At 31.2% G+C, this 20,307-nt stretch carries 17 protein-coding genes; 3 read left to right on the top strand and 14 right to left on the bottom strand.

The features are described 5' to 3' along the window. Window positions 1–456 precede the first annotated feature (456 nt). Complete coding sequence (locus CDLVIII_RS15125) at window positions 457–1,305, top strand: AraC family transcriptional regulator (RefSeq protein WP_009170324.1); 849 nt, start codon at window positions 457–459, stop codon at window positions 1,303–1,305. A gap of 74 nt (window positions 1,306–1,379) precedes the next feature. Here CDLVIII_RS15125 and CDLVIII_RS15120 read toward each other — a convergent pair whose 3' ends face one another. The 4 genes from CDLVIII_RS15120 to CDLVIII_RS15110 all read right to left on the bottom strand — a co-directional run bounded on the left by CDLVIII_RS15120 (window position 1,380) and on the right by CDLVIII_RS15110 (window position 6,216). Further along, window positions 1,380–3,119 (bottom strand): PEP-utilizing enzyme, encoded by a 1,740-nt coding sequence (locus CDLVIII_RS15120; RefSeq protein WP_242835742.1) that lies wholly within the window; start codon window positions 3,117–3,119, stop codon window positions 1,380–1,382. Window positions 3,120–3,150: 31 nt separating this feature from the next. Further along, window positions 3,151–3,780 (bottom strand): PEP/pyruvate-binding domain-containing protein, encoded by a 630-nt coding sequence (locus tag CDLVIII_RS32055; protein WP_242835741.1) that lies wholly within the window; start codon window positions 3,778–3,780, stop codon window positions 3,151–3,153. A 404-nt stretch (window positions 3,781–4,184) separates the two neighbouring features. Beyond that, window positions 4,185–5,390, bottom strand: coding sequence for an aldo/keto reductase (locus tag CDLVIII_RS15115; RefSeq protein ID WP_009170321.1), 1,206 nt, complete (start codon window positions 5,388–5,390; stop codon window positions 4,185–4,187). A 190-nt stretch (window positions 5,391–5,580) separates the two neighbouring features. Further along, window positions 5,581–6,216, bottom strand: coding sequence for a tRNA-uridine aminocarboxypropyltransferase (locus CDLVIII_RS15110; protein WP_009170320.1), 636 nt, complete (start codon window positions 6,214–6,216; stop codon window positions 5,581–5,583). 229 nt (window positions 6,217–6,445) lie between these two features. Between CDLVIII_RS15110 and CDLVIII_RS15105 the strand changes: the two genes are divergently transcribed. Further along, window positions 6,446–6,889 carry a hypothetical protein gene (locus CDLVIII_RS15105; protein WP_009170319.1) on the top strand — a complete coding sequence of 148 codons (444 nt, stop codon included), beginning with the start codon at window positions 6,446–6,448 and terminating at the stop codon, window positions 6,887–6,889. A gap of 177 nt (window positions 6,890–7,066) precedes the next feature. Here the strand turns inward: CDLVIII_RS15105 and CDLVIII_RS29970 are convergent, their stop codons facing one another. The 8 genes from CDLVIII_RS29970 to CDLVIII_RS15070 form a co-directional block, all read right to left on the bottom strand. After that, window positions 7,067–7,186, bottom strand: a complete 120-nt coding sequence (locus tag CDLVIII_RS29970) for an AsnC family transcriptional regulator (RefSeq protein WP_009170318.1) — start codon at window positions 7,184–7,186, stop codon at window positions 7,067–7,069. Between the two features lie 35 nt (window positions 7,187–7,221). Then, window positions 7,222–7,875, bottom strand: a complete 654-nt coding sequence (locus CDLVIII_RS15100) for a DNA-3-methyladenine glycosylase (RefSeq protein ID WP_009170317.1) — start codon at window positions 7,873–7,875, stop codon at window positions 7,222–7,224. A 27-nt stretch (window positions 7,876–7,902) separates the two neighbouring features. Further along, window positions 7,903–8,952 (bottom strand): galactose ABC transporter substrate-binding protein, encoded by a 1,050-nt coding sequence (locus CDLVIII_RS15095; protein WP_009170316.1) that lies wholly within the window; start codon window positions 8,950–8,952, stop codon window positions 7,903–7,905. Between the two features lie 130 nt (window positions 8,953–9,082). Further along, on the bottom strand, window positions 9,083–9,646 hold the full coding sequence (locus CDLVIII_RS15090; RefSeq protein ID WP_242835740.1) for an AAA family ATPase: 564 nt from the start codon (window positions 9,644–9,646) through the stop codon (window positions 9,083–9,085). A 328-nt stretch (window positions 9,647–9,974) separates the two neighbouring features. Beyond that, window positions 9,975–10,523, bottom strand: a complete 549-nt coding sequence (locus CDLVIII_RS15085; protein ID WP_009170314.1) for a GNAT family N-acetyltransferase — start codon at window positions 10,521–10,523, stop codon at window positions 9,975–9,977. A 191-nt stretch (window positions 10,524–10,714) separates the two neighbouring features. Beyond that, window positions 10,715–11,704 carry a Collagen triple helix repeat-containing protein gene (locus tag CDLVIII_RS29335; protein ID WP_009170313.1) on the bottom strand — a complete coding sequence of 330 codons (990 nt, stop codon included), beginning with the start codon at window positions 11,702–11,704 and terminating at the stop codon, window positions 10,715–10,717. Window positions 11,705–12,050: 346 nt separating this feature from the next. After that, window positions 12,051–12,647, bottom strand: coding sequence for a DUF1919 domain-containing protein (locus tag CDLVIII_RS15075; RefSeq protein ID WP_009170312.1), 597 nt, complete (start codon window positions 12,645–12,647; stop codon window positions 12,051–12,053). A 649-nt stretch (window positions 12,648–13,296) separates the two neighbouring features. Next, a complete protein-coding gene (locus tag CDLVIII_RS15070; protein ID WP_009170311.1) occupies window positions 13,297–14,580 on the bottom strand; it encodes a beta-xylosidase in 1,284 nt (427 codons plus the stop codon). Window positions 14,581–14,983: 403 nt separating this feature from the next. Between CDLVIII_RS15070 and CDLVIII_RS15065 the strand changes: the two genes are divergently transcribed. Then, window positions 14,984–16,024, top strand: a complete 1,041-nt coding sequence (locus tag CDLVIII_RS15065; protein WP_009170310.1) for a galactose ABC transporter substrate-binding protein — start codon at window positions 14,984–14,986, stop codon at window positions 16,022–16,024. Between the two features lie 39 nt (window positions 16,025–16,063). On the opposite strand, the gene CDLVIII_RS15060 is transcribed toward CDLVIII_RS15065, so the two are convergent. Further along, window positions 16,064–19,201 (bottom strand): efflux RND transporter permease subunit, encoded by a 3,138-nt coding sequence (locus CDLVIII_RS15060; RefSeq protein WP_009170309.1) that lies wholly within the window; start codon window positions 19,199–19,201, stop codon window positions 16,064–16,066. Continuing rightward, the gene (locus CDLVIII_RS15055; RefSeq protein WP_009170308.1) at window positions 19,201–20,298 is read right to left on the bottom strand and encodes an efflux RND transporter periplasmic adaptor subunit; all 1,098 of its coding nucleotides are present in this window, start codon (window positions 20,296–20,298) and stop codon (window positions 19,201–19,203) included. Before CDLVIII_RS15055 ends, CDLVIII_RS15060 begins: the two co-directional genes overlap by 1 nt. Between the last annotated feature and the right edge of the window lie 9 nt (window positions 20,299–20,307).

Here is a 20,307-nt window from a genome sequence, read left to right as displayed (position 1 = left end):
CTTTTATAAAAATTAATTTTCCTATTAATATTTATCCTCAACATTAGTCTGTTGAACTAATATTAAAAATCCAAATTTATAGTTTAAATTTCTTGAAACCTATAAATAAAAATATATATTTTCGTTTATGTATTACTATAGTAAAGCTTTACAGAAGTGAGTAAAAAATAATTGATATAGAATTTTTATATTATTTCTAGAACTAAATATTTAGTTTTTACAACCTACTTATTAGCATAGCTATTTCTACTATATATTTACTTATATGGATTCACTTGGTTTTCATGATTAAATTTTATCACTTAAAAAAAATAAAATACATGGAATAACAAAGCTAAAAATATATCCATTTGCTATATTGTTTTATTATTGATTAATAATAGACGCAAAAGCACATATTTTATGATATACTAATTTCATACAGTATTGTAAACAATATCAATGGTGGTGAAAATTATGGCGGACTTTAAAAGTTTTATTTTTAATAATGTTAATTATGTTGATATTATCCTCTATCAATTTGGTTCAGAACGCTGTGATCCTTTGCATTCATTTGGACCAACTGTTAAAAATCACTATCTTTTTCACTATATATTATCTGGAAAAGGTAAACTTTATTCAATTAATGATAGAACAAATAAAACTTCTATATATAATATAAAGGCTGGAGAAGGTTTTTTACTAACTCCAAACATAATAAACACTTATGAAGCAGATAAAGATGATCCATGGAATTATATATGGATAGAATTTGAAGGTTTGAAAGCTGAACGGTACTTGGATGAAATAGGAATATCAGCAAAAAATCCAATATATATACCAAAGGAATACAATTTTGAGAACTCTATTATAGATAATTTTAGATTTTTACTAAATAATCCAAGTTCACCGGATTCAGCTATACTTGGGCATACTTATCTTATTTTTTATGCCCTCTTAGAAAATTCTGCTTCTAACAATACGAATAAAGCTACCAACCTTCAGGAATTCTATGTTAGAGAGGCTATAAATTATATTGAAAAGAACTATAACAATAACATTTCTGTTGAAGATATTGCAAAGTGGTGCAATCTTGATAGAAGTTATTTTGGAAAGATATTCAAAAGTTCTATGAAAACCACACCTCAGGAATTTTTAATAAAATATAGGCTGTCTAAAGCCTGTGAAATGCTTAAAGACAAGAATATATCAATTAAAGATATTGCTGAACTCACAGGATATCCAAATCAATTTTATTTTTCCAAAGCTTTTAAAAATGTTTATAATATAACTCCTAGTAAATGGCGGAATAAAAATAAATCATAATAAATGACTGAATTAAATAATATCATTAATTAATTCAGTCAAACAAAGTGCACCTAAAACCCCAAAAGCATCACCTATGCTTCTATTACCATCACATACCCGTTATTTCCGTCTACTCTAATTTTTTGACCTGTTTTAATCTTTTGGGTAGCTTCTGAGATTCCTACAACTGCAGGTATTCCATACTCTCTGGCTACTACAGTTCCGTGAGTTAATAAACCTCCAACTTCCATTACCAATCCAGCTGCATTTATAAAAAGTGGCGTCCATCCTGGATCAGTGAATGGTGCTATAAGAATCTCACCTTTATTTAAAGCAGCTTTGGAAGGATCAGTTATTACCTTTGCAATTCCTTCTATGACTCCTGATGAAACAGGAATACCCACAAGCGCTCCTTCAGGCATATTCTCTCTCTTGTATCCAGCTTTTACTTCTTCTCCTTCACTTGTAATAACACGAGGAGCATTAAGTTTTTGGTAATGATCATATTCTTCTTTTCTTTGTTCTACTAGTGTCTTGAGACTTTCATTATTTTCAATTGCTTTATATAATTCCTTAAAACTTATATAGAAAATATCCTTTTCTTCATCTAAATTACCTTTTTCAACCAGTGATTTTGCTTCTTCAAGGAGTACATTCTTAAAAATCATACAAAGCCTCATCATCATAAACTTATGATGTTCTCTTATCGGAAAAGAACTTCTTAAAACTGATATGAGTCTTCTTGCAATTTTAGCTTTAATTTTTCCATGTTTAGTTTGTATTTCTTTTACCATATTTTCTGCTGCAGCTTTTGCTTTTTCTATAGTATTTTTGTATTCTTCCCTATGAGCTCCTTCCTTAGAAGTTCTAATAGTCGCAAGTATAGATTTTACAAGTGGCTCAGGATTTTCTATCCAACGCTCCCTGGCTATATCTATTTCTCCTGATGCACGTACTCCATATTGATTGATAAAATCATTAAAGAATCTCTTGAACTCATCATCTCCTTTAACTTTATTTATTCTTACAGTCAATGTCTTATAATTTTCATCTTCAAATTCATTAATTAAATTTTGAGATTTTCTCACCATATCTGCCAAATCTCCAGTAAGTAGTCCCATTTCCGTAGTAATGTTGCCCTCTAACCCTTTTGCAATTATATTAGTATAATTACTTGTTCCTAAGAGCTTAATCTCTATCTTTTCAAGTACCCCAAAGGCAATAATTCCCGGAGCCAAATATGGAATTACTTTCTTAGCATCTTCATAAAGGCTAGCTTTTTCACAGATTACATTTAATCTTTCAACACCTTGATTTGCATTTAAAATAGCTTTCAAGGTATCATCTTCACGCTTCTTAATATAGTTATTCATAAACTCTATTGTTCCATCAGGATTAGTGAAAATAAGATTTTTTGTAACTTTAACTGCAACAGGGGCTATATATATCAAAAAGGGTTTAAGATTGACTCTCTTTTCTTTAAACGTTTTCTCGAAATCTTTCCTTTTTAGAAGTTCCCTTAAAGCTTCTGCCATCAAGACATCTGCATTTGTTAATAATGCTAATAGCTTCTCCTTTACTTTCTTAGAATGCATAAGCCCACTTACATCTGCATAAATTCTGCCACCTGCTGAAGCCAAAATCTTATATTTTTCTTCTCTTCTAATATTTTTACCGAAAGGCAGCATGTCTCTAAATAAATCTATCCCTAAAGGAGAAATTGGATCTGTCATAACTTGAAGGTGATTTATAGAGATATAGGTATGCATATCACCATCTTTAGGCATAGGAATTGGAATTGGAAACAATGATGTAATAGCACGACTTTGCACTATATACAAATTATTATTTTCTAAGCACCACTCAATATCTTGAGGGCAGCCATAATACTTTTCTATGACCTGATACAGGATCTGCTGTAAACATTATACCAGCTATATCTGGAAGCACCATTTTTTGAACTACAACGGACATATGAACCTTTTCATGCTCAATTTTATTTTGTAATCTGTAAAGTATAGCTCTATCAGTAAATAATGACGCCCAACAATTTCTTACAAAATTAATTAGTGAAGCTTTTCCTTTAATGTTAAGGTAAGTATCTTGTTGACCTGCGAAAGATGCAAAAGCTAAATCTTCTGCAGTAGCGCTCGATCTAACAGCATAATAGTTATCGATTCCAATCTGGTTAGCTGCTTTTATAATTTCTTCTTCTACTTTTCTCGGCATTTCTGATTGTTCTATCTTCTCTCTTATTTTAATTCCTATGGTACTAATATTTTCAAGGTTTGCATCTTTAATTTCATCTACAATAAAATCATAAAGTTTATTGTAATTTATAAATTCCTTATAACTTTCTGTAGTTACACAAAATCCAAAAGGAACTGGAAAACCAGCCTTAGTCATCTCTCCTAGATTTGCACCTTTACCACCCACAAGCGGTAAATCCTTCTTATCTATTTCATCAAAATATAATGTGTACTTATTTCCCATAGTAATCATCTCCCTCTAATTCTTTTGTGCCTCTGCTCCATTTATAAACAATTCTATAATCTGATCTTTTGATGCCTCTAAATTTATATCTTCATTTCCATAAACACTTGAAATGAAATAATTCATATGTAAAAATTGAAAATTTCTTGCCAAAATAGTTGAAGAAATATCTTTTCTAATTTAACGTTTCTTCTATATTTCCCTTTTTCTTAAATTCTTCACTAACCTCATTAAAATTATTACTATAATTATTTATAAGAGTTGGTAGTATTTTATAATTTAAATAAATAGAAAAAGGTGCATAGATAACTATACACCAATTATTAATATTAAGTTGTTGCATTAACCGATTATATATCTTCATTAGATCCTAATATATAGTAATCTAATCAAATTCTCAAAAACTAATATACCTTAAATAATTTCACCGCAGTTTTTGCAATTTTATATATAGGTGTTTCAAGCTCTCTTCGAGCGTTTTTTAGTTCTTTTCGAATTTCTATATGCTGTGGACAATGCTGCTCACATTTACCACATTCAATACACTGTGAAGCACTACTTGGATTTTTTCTTATGGCAGTACACATTAGATAATCAAGTCTTCCAGACTTTTTATTTTCAGAATACATTATATTGTATGCATGAAAAGTTTCAGGGATGTCTACTCCCTTAGGGCATGGCATACAATAAGCACAACCTGTGCATCCTACCTTAATGTTTCTCTTTATTTCACTCTTAACATGTTCTATAAGATCAAAATCCTCTTCTGTAAATTCAGCCGAATTTACATCCTTTGCTATCTTTATATTCTCTTGAACCATTTCAAGGGAGTTCATTCCAGAGAGCACGCAAGTAACCTCAGGCTGATTCCAAAGCCATCGAAAAGCCCATTCTGCCGGGGTACGCTTCCTTGGATTTTCTTTTATTATTTTCTTAGCTTTTTCTGGCAATAAATTGACTAGTTTTCCACCTCTTAAAGGCTCCATTATGATTACAGGAAGTCCTTTTTTATTAGCTGCTTCAAGACCTCTTCTTCCCGCTTGACTATGTTCATCTAAATAATTGTATTGAATCTGACAGAAGTCCCAATCATAAGCATCTAGAAGCTGAATAAACATATCTGTGTTTCCATGATAAGAGAAACCAACGTTACGAATTTGCCCACTGTCAACCTTTTCCTTTAACCATTCTATAACGCCTAATGATTTTAACCTTTCCCACGTCTTCACGTCAGTAAGCATATGCATAAGATAATAATCAATATGATCGGTTTGAAGCCTTCTTAATTGTTCATTAAAATATTTTTCTAAACTCTTTTGTGATTTAATCAAGTAATGAGGAAGCTTTGTTGCAATATATATTTTATCCCTGCAATTATTTCTTTTTAAAATTTCGCCTAAAGTGGCCTCACTCCCTGAATAAACATAAGCAGTATCAAAATAATTAACCCCATTATTTATTGCTTCCATAACTTCTTTTTCTGCCTTATCTATGTCAGTATTCCCGTTTTTTTTAGTAAACCTCATACAGCCATAACCTAGTATGGATAACTTGTTTCCTTTTTTGTCTTTTCTATACTTCATTTCTGAAGCTTTTTTTATTGACTCCATTATTATAATCACCTCACTAAATATCTATATTATAACAAATATAATTTTTTAAAGCTTTAAGTATTATATGTACGTACACAGAAAAAATACTTATCATTCCTACGCTATATTTATAGTATAAGTCATTATAAACATAAATTAAACTATTCTCCAATAAATGTAATATATTTTATAATGCTAGAATCCCTGTCTAATATTCTAACTTCACTCCATTAACTCCTGCTTTAAAACTTTTTAAAAATAAATTGAAAGCATCTTTAATTAATTGTGCATTCTCAAATTCCTGATTTAACTTAAGTACTTCGATTGCCGCTTCTATAGTACATAGTTCTCCTTCTGACGCACCTTTTCTTAACGTATATTCTGACTTATAAATTGGTTTCAATGAGATTTGTGGTAAATTTTTCAAGTAATAACTCTTTCTAAATATCTTTTCAGCTTCTTTCCATGTACCATCCAATATAATAAATGCTGGAGTTTTCTCTGAACTTCTATATTCAAATTTTTTTTCTGATAAATTATCATTCTCTACAGGAAATAGTATATATGTTTCATACTCTTCACTATTGATGTATTCAATTAATTTTTTAGGAGTACTTGTTCTCTCCCAAAGAATTAATTCAGTTGAGTTTGTATTCATCAGCTTCAATAATCTAGCTGTATTGGAAGGTCTATTGAATTCTCTTTCCGTTGATAATATTAATATCTTTGCTTTAGTCCTTATTTTAGGTGCAATATTACAGATACAATTTACTATTGGTAATCCGCATTTGTTGCAACTCTCATACAATTTCGTGATTTGTTTAACTTTAAATTTAGAATCCATCTTACCTCCTTGTTCATTTTTTATTCTTATTTCTTCTCTTTAAATATTTTATTCTACTATCACAAGTTTGTCTAAGTCTTTGATACCCTTAATTATATTAAATACTAGATATTTCACATAAATTTCACATTGAGGCCTTATACTGCATTTGTAAACAGTTATTAGCTTGTTACATAAAACCATTTTTAATAATTTAAATCAAAAAAATATTACACAAGGAGATATGATTATGAAAAAGAAAAAATTATTAGTAATTGTTATTGCAGCTATGGTTTCAATATCAAGTATTGTTCCAGCTTTCGCTGATGACACTACTACATCAAGTACAACAACTACTATAGCAGCAGATCAACAACAAACTAGTACAGCTGCTACACTTTCTAAGCTTGTTCAAAGAGCAGCTAAACTCGGCATAAACATTACAGATTTAACTAATGATCAAGCAAGAGCTAAAATAAGGGCAGCAGTTGCAGCAAAACTTGGAATAGACATAACAGGTCTTACTCCAGATGAAGCAAGATCAAAAATTCAAAGCGCAAGGGCTGCAAAACTTGGAATCGATATAACAGGATTATCTATTCAAGATGCAAGTGCCAAAATTCAAGCAGCATATCAAGCTAGAAAAGAGGCTAGACAAGGGAAAACTATAGCAACTTCTACTACAACAGCATAGTAAATTAATCGAAGAGAAGAGGCGCTTTCAAGTAAAAGTACCTCTCTTTTTTAATGCACCTGATATAAGTTTGCCATTGTGACCTTATAATTTTAGATTATGGTTAAAATGTGTATTCCTCACCATCATCTGGTATTAATACACTAGAAGATATTCCTTTTTCATTAATAAAGTCTTTTAATTCACTTCTTGATAATGTCCAATGAGAAAATGCACTCTTTCTCCAAGCTCTTTCATCGTTATACGACTATTCTTAGACAATTCTGTTAAAATAAGTTTATCTGTATTATCTAACATTTTTTCAATCCTTTCAGTATACTTAGATAAAGCAGTTATCTTACTGATACATATTTATTGCCTTCTATATAAAATCTCCAAAGATAATCCTTTGCCTCTCCAGCATAATCGATTCCCACACGCTTGGAATGTATTATATTAAATTTTTCATTTTCCCCTTCTTCTATATATAGATTGTCTCCACATAAATCTTCTCCGTTTAAGCCTTTATCAATTAATAAAGCTTTGCATAACTTACCTGGTCCATTAGTTAATCCCTTTATTTGACTTTTAGTTAAAGTATTATATTCCTTTCCAAATCTACTTTTAGCCATAAAATCTAACCCTTCTGATGGTTCAAGAGCTCTTATTAAAACAGCCTGAGGATTCCCTTCTTCTCTAGTAACTACATTAAAGCAATAGTGCATACCATAAATTATAAATACGTAGGAAAATCCGGGTCCTCCATACATAACCTCAACTCTTTGAGTCCTCTTTCCGCCATAGGAATGTGCAGCTCTATCTGTTATTCCCATATATGCCTCAGCTTCAACAATCCTTGCGGAAATTCTTTGACCATTAACTTCATGCACAAGTACCTTCCCTAAGAGTTCCTTTGCGACTATTAATGAGTCTCTATTAAAAAAGTCTCTATGTAATTTTTTAATATTTACTGGATTTTCTTTTGCTCTATTAATTTTAATTGGCATATAATCATTCCTCCTAAAACTTTATACTTAAGCAACATATTCTCTATATGGTAATCTAACTGCAACTCCTGTTTCATCTGCTTTGTATTCTGTATTATAAAGAGGTGCGTTACCTTGAAATATATTTAATCCTATTGCATAGATAGCCTTTGCCATATCAGATGGATTTTGAATAACTGAGCCTGCCATATACCCCTTCTTTATTAATTCTTGAGCTTCTGCTGTTGCATCTACACCAACAACAGGAATTGTTTTCGTTTTATCACCTTGGTTATAACCATGACTTTGCAATGCTTCAATGGCACCTATCGCCATTTCATCATTGTTAGCAATTATCGCCTCTATTCTTCCATCATACTGTAAGAACAATGAATTTACAGCATTTTGAGCTAAATCCCTTCTCCAATTGCTAACATTTAATGCTAACTGTTGAGTTTTTATTCCTGCATTATTAATTGTTGACACGGAATATTGTGTTCTCTCCTGGGCTTCTATGCTGCTGCGCTCCCCTTGCAGCATAATATATTCTAAGATTCCATCATTGTTTTTATCGATAAAATTTCTATCATTATTCCATAAATTCACTAAAATTTGCCCTTGCAATGAACCTGCCTCTTTTGCATTTGTTCCTACATAAAAAGATTTAGGATAGGCTTTAATTGGATCTAACGCTACTGGTTCTCTATTGAAAAAAACTACAGGAATATCTCTGCTTTTAGCCATATCAATAACTTCTTGGGTAGCCTGTGTATTAGCTAGATTTACTAATAGAATATCAACATTCTCATTCTTAATTATGTTGTCAATTACCTCATTTTCAATTGATTGATTTCCTTTTCCATCATAAAATTTAAATTCAACTTTTCCTGGATTTTGTTTTTGAATTTCCTCTAAACCTTGTCTTACTAAAGAAATAAATACATCTTCAAAATTATATAGTACTACACTTACCGCTATAGGTCTTTGCCTAAATAAATTTATTCGAGCATTAACTATTCTACTTTCATCTATCGGAATTATTGATAATGCTATAATCATAGCTTCTAAAATAACTAAAGTTCTCCTAAATATACGCATCAAAAATCCTCTCTTTCTCTTCTTATAGGATAACATTAGTATTATCAATATCAGATTATATTATCTATTTTTCGATAAATTTATTTATTATAGATCTCAAAATTATTAGATAATAGGGTATTTTCGCTAATCAATCGACAATCTGTTTTATTAGTTTAACTGTATCATCAATATTTTCATTATTATTTATCACATATTCGCATTGAACTATTTTAAAAATCTCCCTATCATACTCAATTCTATCTTTAACACTTTGAGGATCTCTTTTTTTCAGCATCCTACGCCGTCTCTCTTCTTCATCTACTTTAATATAAATGGCCACTATTTCTGAATCTTTAATATCATTTTTAATCTCTTTAACACCATCTGGGTCAACTATATATAAACTAATACCTTTATTTTGATATTGCTCTTTTGTTGCCCAATAATGATTGTTATCAAAATATGTGTGAGCTATAATTCCATTCTTTAAAATTTCTTCTTTAGAAAAATCATTAGTATCAAAAACTTCTGGTGCATGCTCAACAAATATATGACCTTTTTCATTTTTAAATCTTGGTTTTCTCGTTGTATAACTTTGTATATAGTTATATCCTTCTTTTTCTAAAAGTTCTGCTATAGTGCTTTTCCCACTTCCTGATTCCCCTACTAAGCATATTATCTTATCTCTCATAGTTTCAATCCTTACTTTCATTCAATTTAAATAAAATTTTTTATCTATAGGTATTACCTAATAAAAAAATCGCAAATTCAACCTTTATTATGAATAGTGCGATCATACACTTTATGAGTTTATATTTTTATTATCTCACTATAGTTAATTTATCACAAATAGAAAACTTCTACTACAATCATTGCAATAGAAGTCAATTCAAAAATGTTAAATTTTTAGTATTTTTTCTTTTTATTATAATGTAATACCTACTTTCATTAAAATATAATAATTTTAGTATTCCTCGTAATAAAAATAATATTTCATATATACATTAATACTGTTATTGTATATCAATCTAAGTGTATTATTATAACTTTCTTCCCATAATAATTTCATCACGATATGTTCCATCTTTAAGTTTATATGCATTTTTTATATTTCCCCAAACCTCAAAACCATACTTTTTATATAAATTTTTTGCTTTCTCATTATCAGAAAACACACCAAGTTCAATTTGTTCATAACCCATTTGTCTTGCTTGTTCGATTACTTCTTTGATAAGCGCATTTCCAATACCATTATTCCAGTACTCTTCTTTTATAGAAATTCCAAATACTGCTCGATGTTTAAGCTTAATATGATTTCTTACAATATTAATACCTACATTGCCTGCAAGGTTATTGTTAATAAATGCTGCAATCATCATATCTGTACTACTATTTAGGCTTTCCTTGAGAAGTTCTATTTCTTTATCAATTGTTATATTGATTTCTTCAGGATATCTAACCATAAAGTGTGTCTCCTCTGATGTCATTTTTAAATATTTAATCATTTCTTCTGCATCATCTTCATTTGGACTTCTTAAAATGCATGTTGCTCCGTCTTTTAATTCTATTTCTTTTTCTCCAAACTTCATTATGATTTCCCCCTCAATATATAGTTCATCTTTGGTTAATTATATCATTTTTTCAAATGCACAACTATTTTTTTGGAAACATTGTTCATTTTTTTGTTTTTCTTTTAATTTAATATGTATAGCTTAATTTTTACTGTTAAATATAGTAAGGGATGAACTTATTGTTTTATCCCTTACTAAACTTTCAAATATTAGCACGGTACATTTGTTCCTTGTGATACACTAAAAATTGAACATAGCGGTATGGCACCATATCTGTTTCCTTCAACTGTATCATTAAATTTTACCCAAAGTATACCATTGCATAAACCATATACCGTTTCAATTTGATATGAATCACTTGAATTATTTATAATATCAATAATTAATTCAATATTTATTGGAAATTCATAACTATTTAAAATAGTTTTTATTGCAGATTCAATATCTTCATTACAACTGCCTTGTAGAGCAGCATCATAATTGTTCGGTAATAATTCTGCTACATTAGGCTCATCTGGAAACGTAATAAAAATAACATTACACAATGACACATATATAGTATTCTGTGTGTTTGTATCTATTATATTTACCACATCTCTATTTGGTTGAAATCCACTTATTATGCCTGTTTTTGTAGTACTAAATGAAATTAAAGACACATTTTGATTAGGATTTGCTTCTCGAATTATATCTAAGGCATATTTGATTGAATTTTTACATAGAGATCCACCAGATGGTCCTGGAGGTCCCGGCGGCCCTGGTATTCCAGGTATTCCTGGTGGCCCCGGTATTCCAGGTATCCCTGGTATTCCTGGCACTCCCGGTGGTCCTGGTGTTCCTGGTATTCCTGGTATTCCCTGTGGTCCTGCAATTACTTGAGGTGTTGAAACTATTGGAATTGCTGGAAATCCAGATGTCCCTGATCTGCCCGGTGGTCCTGGAGGTCCCGGTGGTCCTGGAGGTCCTGGTATCCCTTGAGGTCCTAATGGTCCTTGAGGCCCAGGTGGTCCCGGTGGCCCTGGTATTCTTGCCACAGATGCATTACCAAATACTGAACTTGGTTTTGGTTTATGAACAGCTTTAAGCGGATGTTTTTCGTCTTTGTGATACTTTTTCTCTTTCTCTTTATCTCCTGAATTCTTACTACCTGTATTGATAGAACCTTTTGGTTCACAATTATAGTCTTTTTTCCGCCTCATATTAACTCCTTTCTTATTTTTTTGTCTATAATAAATTTACTATATTATCTTATAATATGATTATCATTTATTCATTGTTAACTATTCTGACAAAATTTAAAGAGTTCTTTATCCATGCCCTCAGTCTATACTAAATATAACAAGTATGCCACAAATTTAAACTAATATAGCTTTCTTAAAATCATGCAACAAAAAATCGCATTATCATCGTGTATGATGCTAATGCGATTTTTTTCTTAATATTTTACATAGTTTATTATAATATATCTAATTATTTAATTTTCTACGAAAATATAACTATTTTCATTATAATTTGTGAAGGCTTTGCCTTAATGAGCGGTTCCTGTTAATTGGATCTGTTATTTATAAACTCTGTTATGTTAAAATGCTTCATTATTGTTTCTACGTCCCATGATTTTGAAGGATCTTTCATTTCCTCTATACAACAGGATGATTTTATCTCTGGGTAATCCTCTTTTGTAAAACATATTTTATTATTAAATGGAAGAGCATCAAATTGTTTTATCATTTCATAATTGCAAGTTTCATTTTCTGCAAAAATAATTATTAAATCATTCCAGTTAATCTTATTTATCCGCCTATTCCATTTTTCTGTTGCTTCTTCTTCATTTTTATAGTGCATAAAGAATACCTCAATATCATGCAACTTGGCAATTGGAAATTTCATATGCTCTTCAAATTGCTTAAAATTCTCATAATATATTGATTCTCTTGGTTTAATAAATTCTAATTGCTTTGAAAGATAAAATTTAATATCCAACAAAAATTTAATATAATCTTGTGCGAGAATAAATAAACCTAATGTAGGAGTTTTGTATTCAATATTGTAATATTGATATATAAATCCCCCTACGCAATTATTACATATTATACTAAAATCTTTATCCCTCAAGTTTAATGCTGATTCTATATTTGATGACATATAAACACCATCCCAATGTATTTTATTTCAACCTTTTCACCAATCAATTAATTTTCAAAATACAATCATTAATAATGCAACTCTACAATTTGTAATTTATTTTCACTATCTGGATTATAATCCCTTACTAACCATATAATATTAATTATAATATATTTTGTGAATATTTTATTGCTAAATTTTCATGAAATTCTTTTTCTGCTCCTTAGAAAATTTGGATGCTAATCCGTAAAATCATCTAACTTTTTATGGATAAAAATCCCCAGCTTTATGTAATATTCAAATTCATCTTCCATGGTGTAATTATTGCATCAAGTCCTTTAACTTATCTTTATTACCTTCCTGAAATAGAAAAAGGAATACTTGAAGCTTTTATTTCTCTAAATATTCCTTTTTTATTTAATATTATGCTCTATACTTCATTTTATGTTTAAATATATAATACAACAACTGCTACTACTACAGCATAATAAATTAATTCCAGAAAAGAAACGTTTTCAAATAATAAAGTACCTCTTTTTTATAAGGCTATTTATCAAATTCTTCTATAAGCTCACCCCTTAAGATTCTCTCAGCTATTTGTCTAACCTATCCAGTCATTTTTACATAAAAGCTTTTATCTATTTCTTCTAATACTCCTTAATCAAATTCACTGAGTTATATAAATGCGATAACCACTAGTATTATTTGTATTTGGTATTGATACATTAATCGCTCCATTAGATACAGCGTAACTATTTGAAGAAACTAAAGATGTGCCGCTTACAGGCGTGTCTTTACTTGTCCAATCTACTTTTTCTACTTTAACATTAGCCGTTGAACCAATAAAAGATGGGATATTTTTTATATTTACATTAATGCTTCCATCATTTACACCACCTATAAGTATACTTACATACTTAGTACTTGAATCAACACAAGCGAAACCATCCACTCCATTGCTATTATCATTTGGAGGTGTTACATTAACCATATTGCCAGTCATATCACCATACCATTTATAAAACCACCATCCAGCACCTTTTTGTGTATCAGATGCCATAAGACTTCCTAATCTCCCAGGTGCACCTGTCCACCACCACGAAATACAAGCTGAATCTACTTTATTTCGTTCGAATTTAGCAATAAAAGGTGCTGATGCTCCTGGTTGTCCCTCCGCATAATGACTACTATCACAATATTCATTTATTGAAATTTTCTTTTCTGATATTCCAAGTGCACTTTCTATTGCTTTCAGATCTTTAATGTTTACAGCGATACTGCCGCTTCCTCCAAGTTCATGCCAGCAGATTACATCTGGAAGACAATTATTAGTCTTACAAAAACTAAGGAAATCATTCATTCTGCTATGATTGTAGTAAGAATAAGAAGGTCCTACAATCTGGGCGTTTGAATCCAAAGAACGTATCAATTTATATGTTTGAAGCCACATATCATTAAAGCTTACTGTAGTACTTTTCCAGGTACCATCTGGCTCATTCCATATCTCATAGCCATAAAAATTTGAATATCCTGATGCCTTTTTTGTGTTTATTACATTAGTAACCTTACTAAGCCAATCATTCATATTTGTAAAAGCATAAGGCCACTTTGGATATATATCTGCTAATCTAATCATAACTTTTCCAGTTGTATTAGTAAGTCTTCCGGCCACTGGTATAGACGCTCCTATAGGTTGCTGATTTTGCGATCCAGCTAAGGCTGGATTTGTGAAAACATTTGGCTTAAGAGGTGCTACAAACTGTGCAATATCACCTGGTTTGCTTTCAGTAACTCCATAGAGAGAGCCACTTGCACAATGAGTTACTCCTCTAATCGTATTTCCACAATCTACAGTTAAATTGCTAGCTGCAAAAGCTGGCTTTCCAGGGACTGCTCCTAGTGCTAACATAATCGCCAAACCAAATGTCATACCAATAAATTTCTTTTTCATTACCAGTCGTCTAGAACATTATGGATTTATTGGACAAATAATTTTACCGCACTCCATTCTTCTAATTAATACATATATTATATTCCATTTTTTTACTATTATTCAATAAGGATTCTTAAAATCACTAGTTTTATAAAACAAAAATAGTGTTAGCCTATAAATTTGCTTTTATATTTTTTATTTAATAATCAGAATATCTACTATATAAAATTATTGTTGGGCAAGTGCAGTAATGACATTTCTAGATGGTTTTATTTCTGAAGATTTACTAATATTAACTAATGCAATTTCCATTTCACTTTTTAGAGCTGCCAATTTATTTTTATAAAGAATATTTTTCAAGTCAAAAGATAAACATAATACTAAACATTTATTATTCGTAAAATATATCTGGAGGATTGCAATGAAAATATTAAAAAGAATGTTAATTATAATTATACTAATTGTAGTATCAATGAATAATATTCATAATTATATACCTGTAAACGCGCAAGTCTCGTCTGAAAAACCTGTTAAAACTGCTGTAGTATTATTTAGTTTCGATGATCCCTATATTTCTCTAGTTCGAAAGGGCTTAGAAGAAATTCAAAATAAAAATAAAAGTAACGTTGATTTTGCCTTTTTTGATGGTGCAAGAAACCAAAATATACAAAATACACTTATAGATTCGATTCTACAAAGTGACTATGAACTTCTATTAGTAAATTTAGTTGATCTGAATCAAGAGACAGTAGAATCGGTTGTAGATAAAGCAAAACAAAAAAATATACCATTAATTTTATTTAATACAGTTCCATTCGATACAAAACCCATTCAATCCTATAGCAGATCTTTGGTTATATCAACAGATGCTAAACAATCTGGTATTTTACAAGGAAATCTCGTTGTTTCCGAATGGAATTCTAACAAAAAAGCTATAGATATAAATGATGATAATATCTTACAATACATAATGTTTCAAGGTCCCGAAAATATCACCGTAACATTTGAAAGAAGCTCTTATTCAATTTCAACAATTAAAGATTCTGGAATAAAAACACAAGAAATCCTGGTAAAATCTTGTTCTTGGGATGAAACATGTGCAAAAGAATCTATGGACTTATTATTTTTAAGATATAATGGTAAGTTTGATGCAATAATTTCAAATAATGATGCCATGGCTCTAGGTAGCATAAAAGCATTACAAAGATATGGATATAACACTGGTAATAAATCAAAATATATTCCTGTTTTCGGAATTGATGGAATACCTGAAGCTATAGATTTGATTGATAAAGGTTTAATGGCCGGTACAGTTATTCAAAATCCCAATGAAACCGCTGAAGCACTTTACACTGTTGGAATTAATTTAGTTAATAACATGCCACCTCTTGAAAATACAAATTATAAATTTGATGAAACAGGTGTTACGATTCAAATGCCCTATTATGAATATAAAAAGTAAAAAAAGTGTAGCCATGATATTATGACTACACTTAAAATATTAATTAGGTTTATTATCTAACTCACTAATACTATTATCAATTTCTTTTTCATTAATACTTTCTTCTGCCTGACTATCTAAAGGCATTTTAGTTCTTTTGTCCACTCTATACCATGAGGCATAAATAACAGGTAGTACAAGTAAAGTTAATATTGTTGCAACAAATAAACCACCGCTCATTGCTACTGCCATTGGTCCCCAAAAGGAATTTCGGATTAATGGTATCATTCCCATAATTGCAGCTATAGCCGTTAACATGATAGGCCTAAACCTTAAAATAGTCGAATCTATAATAGCGTCCCTTATAGTTTCTCCTTCTTTAACGTGTTTTGTAATTTGATCCACCAAAATAACAGAATTTCTTATTATGATTCCCATTAACGCTAAAATACCAAGTACTACAACAAATCCCATTGGACTCTTAAATGCAAGTAAAGCTATTGCAACTCCAATTAATCCCAAAGGTGCTGTAAGCAAGGTCATTACCATCTTAGGTACATTTTGAAGTTGGAACATTAACAGTATGATCATTAAAATTATCATGAAAGGAACTACATTTTGAACTTGAGCTAATCCCTTTTCACTTCTTTCTAAAGCCCCGCCAATGTCTATGCTATATCCTGCTGGAAGAGATTTTCTTAAGCTTTCAAGCTGATTATATATATTTGTAGAAGCATCATTTCCGGTTGTACCTTGCAATACTTCAGCTTGAACCGTAATAGTAGGTTTTAAATCCCTTCTTGTTATTAAACCATCTTCAGCATTATAATTAATTTTAGCTATTTGATCTAACGGAATAGAGCTACCGCTTGGAAGTGTGATATTTAAATTCTTAATATAACCTAAATCATGACTGTTTGCTGAATCCATTTTTAATATAATATCTACTGTTTTGTCTTCCTGTCTAAATTGAGATACTGTAGTACCAGACAATTGTCCCTGCAAAGCTGCAGAAATCTGAGCACTATCTATGCCAAGCATTCTTGCTTTATCCTGATCTACTTCAACAGAAATACCTTTTATTTTTTCAAACCAGTCAAAATTAATATTATATAAATTAGGGTCAGCAGCCATAGTATCACGTACTTCTCCTGCAATCTCACGAACCTTATCATTATCGCTTCCTGTAACTCGAAGCATAACCGGATAATTACTAGGTGGTCCATTTTGAATAACCTTTATATGACTTTGAACATTTTCAAATCCTTCATCAAATAATTTTTGAACATCCTTACTCACTCTATCCCTTGCTGCAATGTCTTTAGTCAATATGACAAACTGTGCAACATTACTGCTTTGCGCGATAGGTTCTAGAGATAATACAAAACGTGGAGCCCCCATGCCTACATAATAAGAGTAATTAATGATATCTTTATCATCTTTTAAATCCTCTGCCAAATTATTAGCTGCTTCTTGAGTTGCTGCAATAGAAGAGCCTTGTGGCAGAGTCATATCTATCAAAAGTTCAGGCCTTGTTGCAGCTGGGAAAAATTCTTTCTGAACATAATGGGAAATTGAAAAGCCAGATAAACAAAACAATATTATTGTTGCCGTTAATATGAGTTTGCGGTGATTTAAACACCAGTTTAAAATGCCCCGAAATCCACGATAAAATTTTGTATCATATACATCATTCTTTTTATTTTCCTTATGCTTAATCTTAATCAAATCAAATCCTAATACTGGAACAAAGCATACTGAAATAATCCAAGAGAAAAGTAGTGCAATTGTAACAACAGCGAATACACTTCCTGTATATTCAGATGCAGTTCCCTTTGAAAAACCTACTGGAGTAAAAGCAGAGCAGGTAATAAGTGTACCAGTAAGCATTGGAAAGGCTGTTGAAGTAAAGGCAAAGCAGCCAGCCTTAAACCTATCCCATCCCTGCTCAAGTTTAACTGACATCATTTCAATTGCAATAATTGCATCATCAACCAAAAGTCCAAGTGCAATTATCAGAGCACCTAAAGATACTTTGTGCAGTGGAATTCCCAAAAGGAACATTGCAACAAATACTCCTGCAATGACTAATGGAATTGATAAGGCTACCACTAATCCAGTCCTAAGTCCAAGACTTACAAAGCTCACCAGCATTACTATGGCCAATGCCAAAACAAAGGTCTCTAAAAACTCATTAATAGAATCTGTAACAGCTTCAGGCTGATCAGCTACTTGATCTATATTCATACCTAAAGGCAGATCATTTTTAATTTGAAGTAATGCTTTATTTAAGTTTTCACCTAAATTTAAAACATTACCACCCTTTTCCATGGAAATTGCAATTCCTATTGACTCTTTTCCATTAAAGAACATCTTAGGATCAGGTGGATCAGAGTAACCACGAGTAATGTTTGCGATATCTCCTAAACGAAAAGTTTGACTTCCAGCTTTAATTGGCAGATTAGAGATATTATCCACATCATCAAACATACCACTTACGCGAAGATATGCATTATCTGTTGACGTTTGTATCATTCCTGCAGGTATAACAGAATTTTGTGCTTGCAGAGTGCTTGTGATTGTATTTGGACTTATCCCAAGCTGTGCCATTTTAGTATTTTCTACCTGAATAAATATTTTTTCTGTCTGAACTCCTATTAATTCTACCTTTTTAACATCTTTTACATTTAGCAGAGATCTTCTTATATTTTCTGCCTTCTCTCTCATTTCTTCATAGGTATAGCCATCAGAGCTTAATGCATAAATACATCCGTATACATCATCATAGCGGTCATTAAAATTAGGTCCAACTATATTCGATGGCAGAGTTCCTCTTATATCGTTAATTTCATTTCTCACTTCAACCCAAGTATCTCTAATTTTATCACTAGGAACCTCATCTTTCAAATCAATAAATATAACTGCCTGCCCTGGCATTGAATAGCTTCTTATATAATCCTTATTGGGAGTATCTTGCAACTTTCTTTCTATTTTATCGGTAATCTGCTCTTCAACCTGGCTTGAAGTTGCACCAGGCCATGCTACCGTTATATACATTTCACGGATGGTAAACTCAGGGTCTTCATTTCTTCCAAGTTTTGGATAAACAAAAATTCCGGCTGCAATTATTGTAATAGCTAAAAAATATATAAGTTGTTTTCTGTTAAGACACCATTCTGTTAAATTGAAACGCTTCACTAACTATCACTCCCTACTCTTACTTCCTGCCCTTCACGCAATTTAGTTACACCAGCAGTTACAACCTCATCTCCTTCACTTAGTCCATCACTTACTGTAATCTGATCACTGCTGGAATCCCCTAATGTGATATTTTTTAAACTCACTTTATTTTCATTAACAACCCATACTGCAGGAGCTGTAGTCTGCTGATATACAGCAGCAATAGGTATCCATATTTTGCTTGATGCATTATCTTCACTTATAGAAACGTTTGAGGACATTCCAATTTTAATGCTAGGAGATGGATCTATAAGTCTTACTCTAATTCTATAAGTACGTGAGGCATCATTTGCTACAGGAGAGACTTCTCGCACAGCCCCTTTTACTTTAATACTTGGTAATGCCCAAAAGCTCACATCTATTTCTTTTGCACTCTTTAGCTTATCAATTCTATTTTCAGGAACATTGATTTCTACTTCTAACTCATTATTCTGTACAAGAGTGACAATCTTTTGCCCAGCTGCAACAACTTGTCCTTCTTCAGCGTCAACACTGCTTACTACTCCAGATTTATCTGCATATAACTTGCAATAACCAAGCTGATTCATGCTTTGAGCATATAATGCATTTGCCTGATCCACGGCATCCTTTGCAGTCTCATCTATGTTAACATAATTATCATATTCTGCTTTTGTCATAGCTCCAGCTTGATACAGCTGTTCATAACGTTTTAAATTATCTTCAGCTAGTTTATATTTAGATTCCGCTGCTGAAACAGAAGCTTCAGCATTTTTCACTGCTTCCTCTATATTTTGAGAATCCAATTCCATCAAAACTGTTCCTTCATTCACTTTGTCTCCAACTTGAACATTTTTTTTAACAACCTTACCCCCAACTTGAAATGCTAATTGATTTTCATATCTAGATTTAACTACTCCAGCATATACATATTCCGAATCTTTATTCGAAGCAGCAACTTTAAGTGTCTTTACAATTGGCGGCGGCACTTCTACTTCCTCTTTTTTCGAATTAATCTTTATAATTTGAAAAATTGAAATACCTATAACTAGTACTACTACCAGAAATATAAGTATTCCTTTCACCTTACGTTTCATTTAATACAC

Source organism: Clostridium sp. DL-VIII (assembly GCF_000230835.1).
Taxonomy (GTDB): Bacteria; Bacillota; Clostridia; order Clostridiales; family Clostridiaceae; genus Clostridium.
This window is presented reverse-complemented; position numbering and strand designations above follow the sequence as displayed.

Excerpts from the sequence above, each read along its gene's own strand:
- CDLVIII_RS15125 (WP_009170324.1), top strand. The coding sequence starts at position 457 with ATGGCGGACTTTAAAAGTTTTATTTTTAATAATGTTAATTATGTTGAT.
- CDLVIII_RS32055 (WP_242835741.1), bottom strand. The coding sequence starts at position 3,780 with ATGGGAAATAAGTACACATTATATTTTGATGAAATAGATAAGAAGGAT.
- CDLVIII_RS15115 (WP_009170321.1), bottom strand. The coding sequence starts at position 5,390 with ATGGAGTCAATAAAAAAAGCTTCAGAAATGAAGTATAGAAAAGACAAA.
- CDLVIII_RS15110 (WP_009170320.1), bottom strand. The coding sequence starts at position 6,216 with ATGGATTCTAAATTTAAAGTTAAACAAATCACGAAATTGTATGAGAGT.
- CDLVIII_RS15105 (WP_009170319.1), top strand. The coding sequence starts at position 6,446 with ATGAAAAAGAAAAAATTATTAGTAATTGTTATTGCAGCTATGGTTTCA.
- CDLVIII_RS29970 (WP_009170318.1), bottom strand. The coding sequence starts at position 7,186 with ATGTTAGATAATACAGATAAACTTATTTTAACAGAATTGTCTAAGAAT.
- CDLVIII_RS15100 (WP_009170317.1), bottom strand. The coding sequence starts at position 7,875 with ATGCCAATTAAAATTAATAGAGCAAAAGAAAATCCAGTAAATATTAAA.
- CDLVIII_RS15095 (WP_009170316.1), bottom strand. The coding sequence starts at position 8,952 with ATGCGTATATTTAGGAGAACTTTAGTTATTTTAGAAGCTATGATTATA.
- CDLVIII_RS15090 (WP_242835740.1), bottom strand. The coding sequence starts at position 9,646 with ATGAAAGTAAGGATTGAAACTATGAGAGATAAGATAATATGCTTAGTA.
- CDLVIII_RS15085 (WP_009170314.1), bottom strand. The coding sequence starts at position 10,523 with ATGAAGTTTGGAGAAAAAGAAATAGAATTAAAAGACGGAGCAACATGC.
- CDLVIII_RS29335 (WP_009170313.1), bottom strand. The coding sequence starts at position 11,704 with ATGAGGCGGAAAAAAGACTATAATTGTGAACCAAAAGGTTCTATCAAT.
- CDLVIII_RS15075 (WP_009170312.1), bottom strand. The coding sequence starts at position 12,647 with ATGTCATCAAATATAGAATCAGCATTAAACTTGAGGGATAAAGATTTT.
- CDLVIII_RS15070 (WP_009170311.1), bottom strand. The coding sequence starts at position 14,580 with ATGAAAAAGAAATTTATTGGTATGACATTTGGTTTGGCGATTATGTTA.
- CDLVIII_RS15065 (WP_009170310.1), top strand. The coding sequence starts at position 14,984 with ATGAAAATATTAAAAAGAATGTTAATTATAATTATACTAATTGTAGTA.
- CDLVIII_RS15055 (WP_009170308.1), bottom strand. The coding sequence starts at position 20,298 with ATGAAACGTAAGGTGAAAGGAATACTTATATTTCTGGTAGTAGTACTA.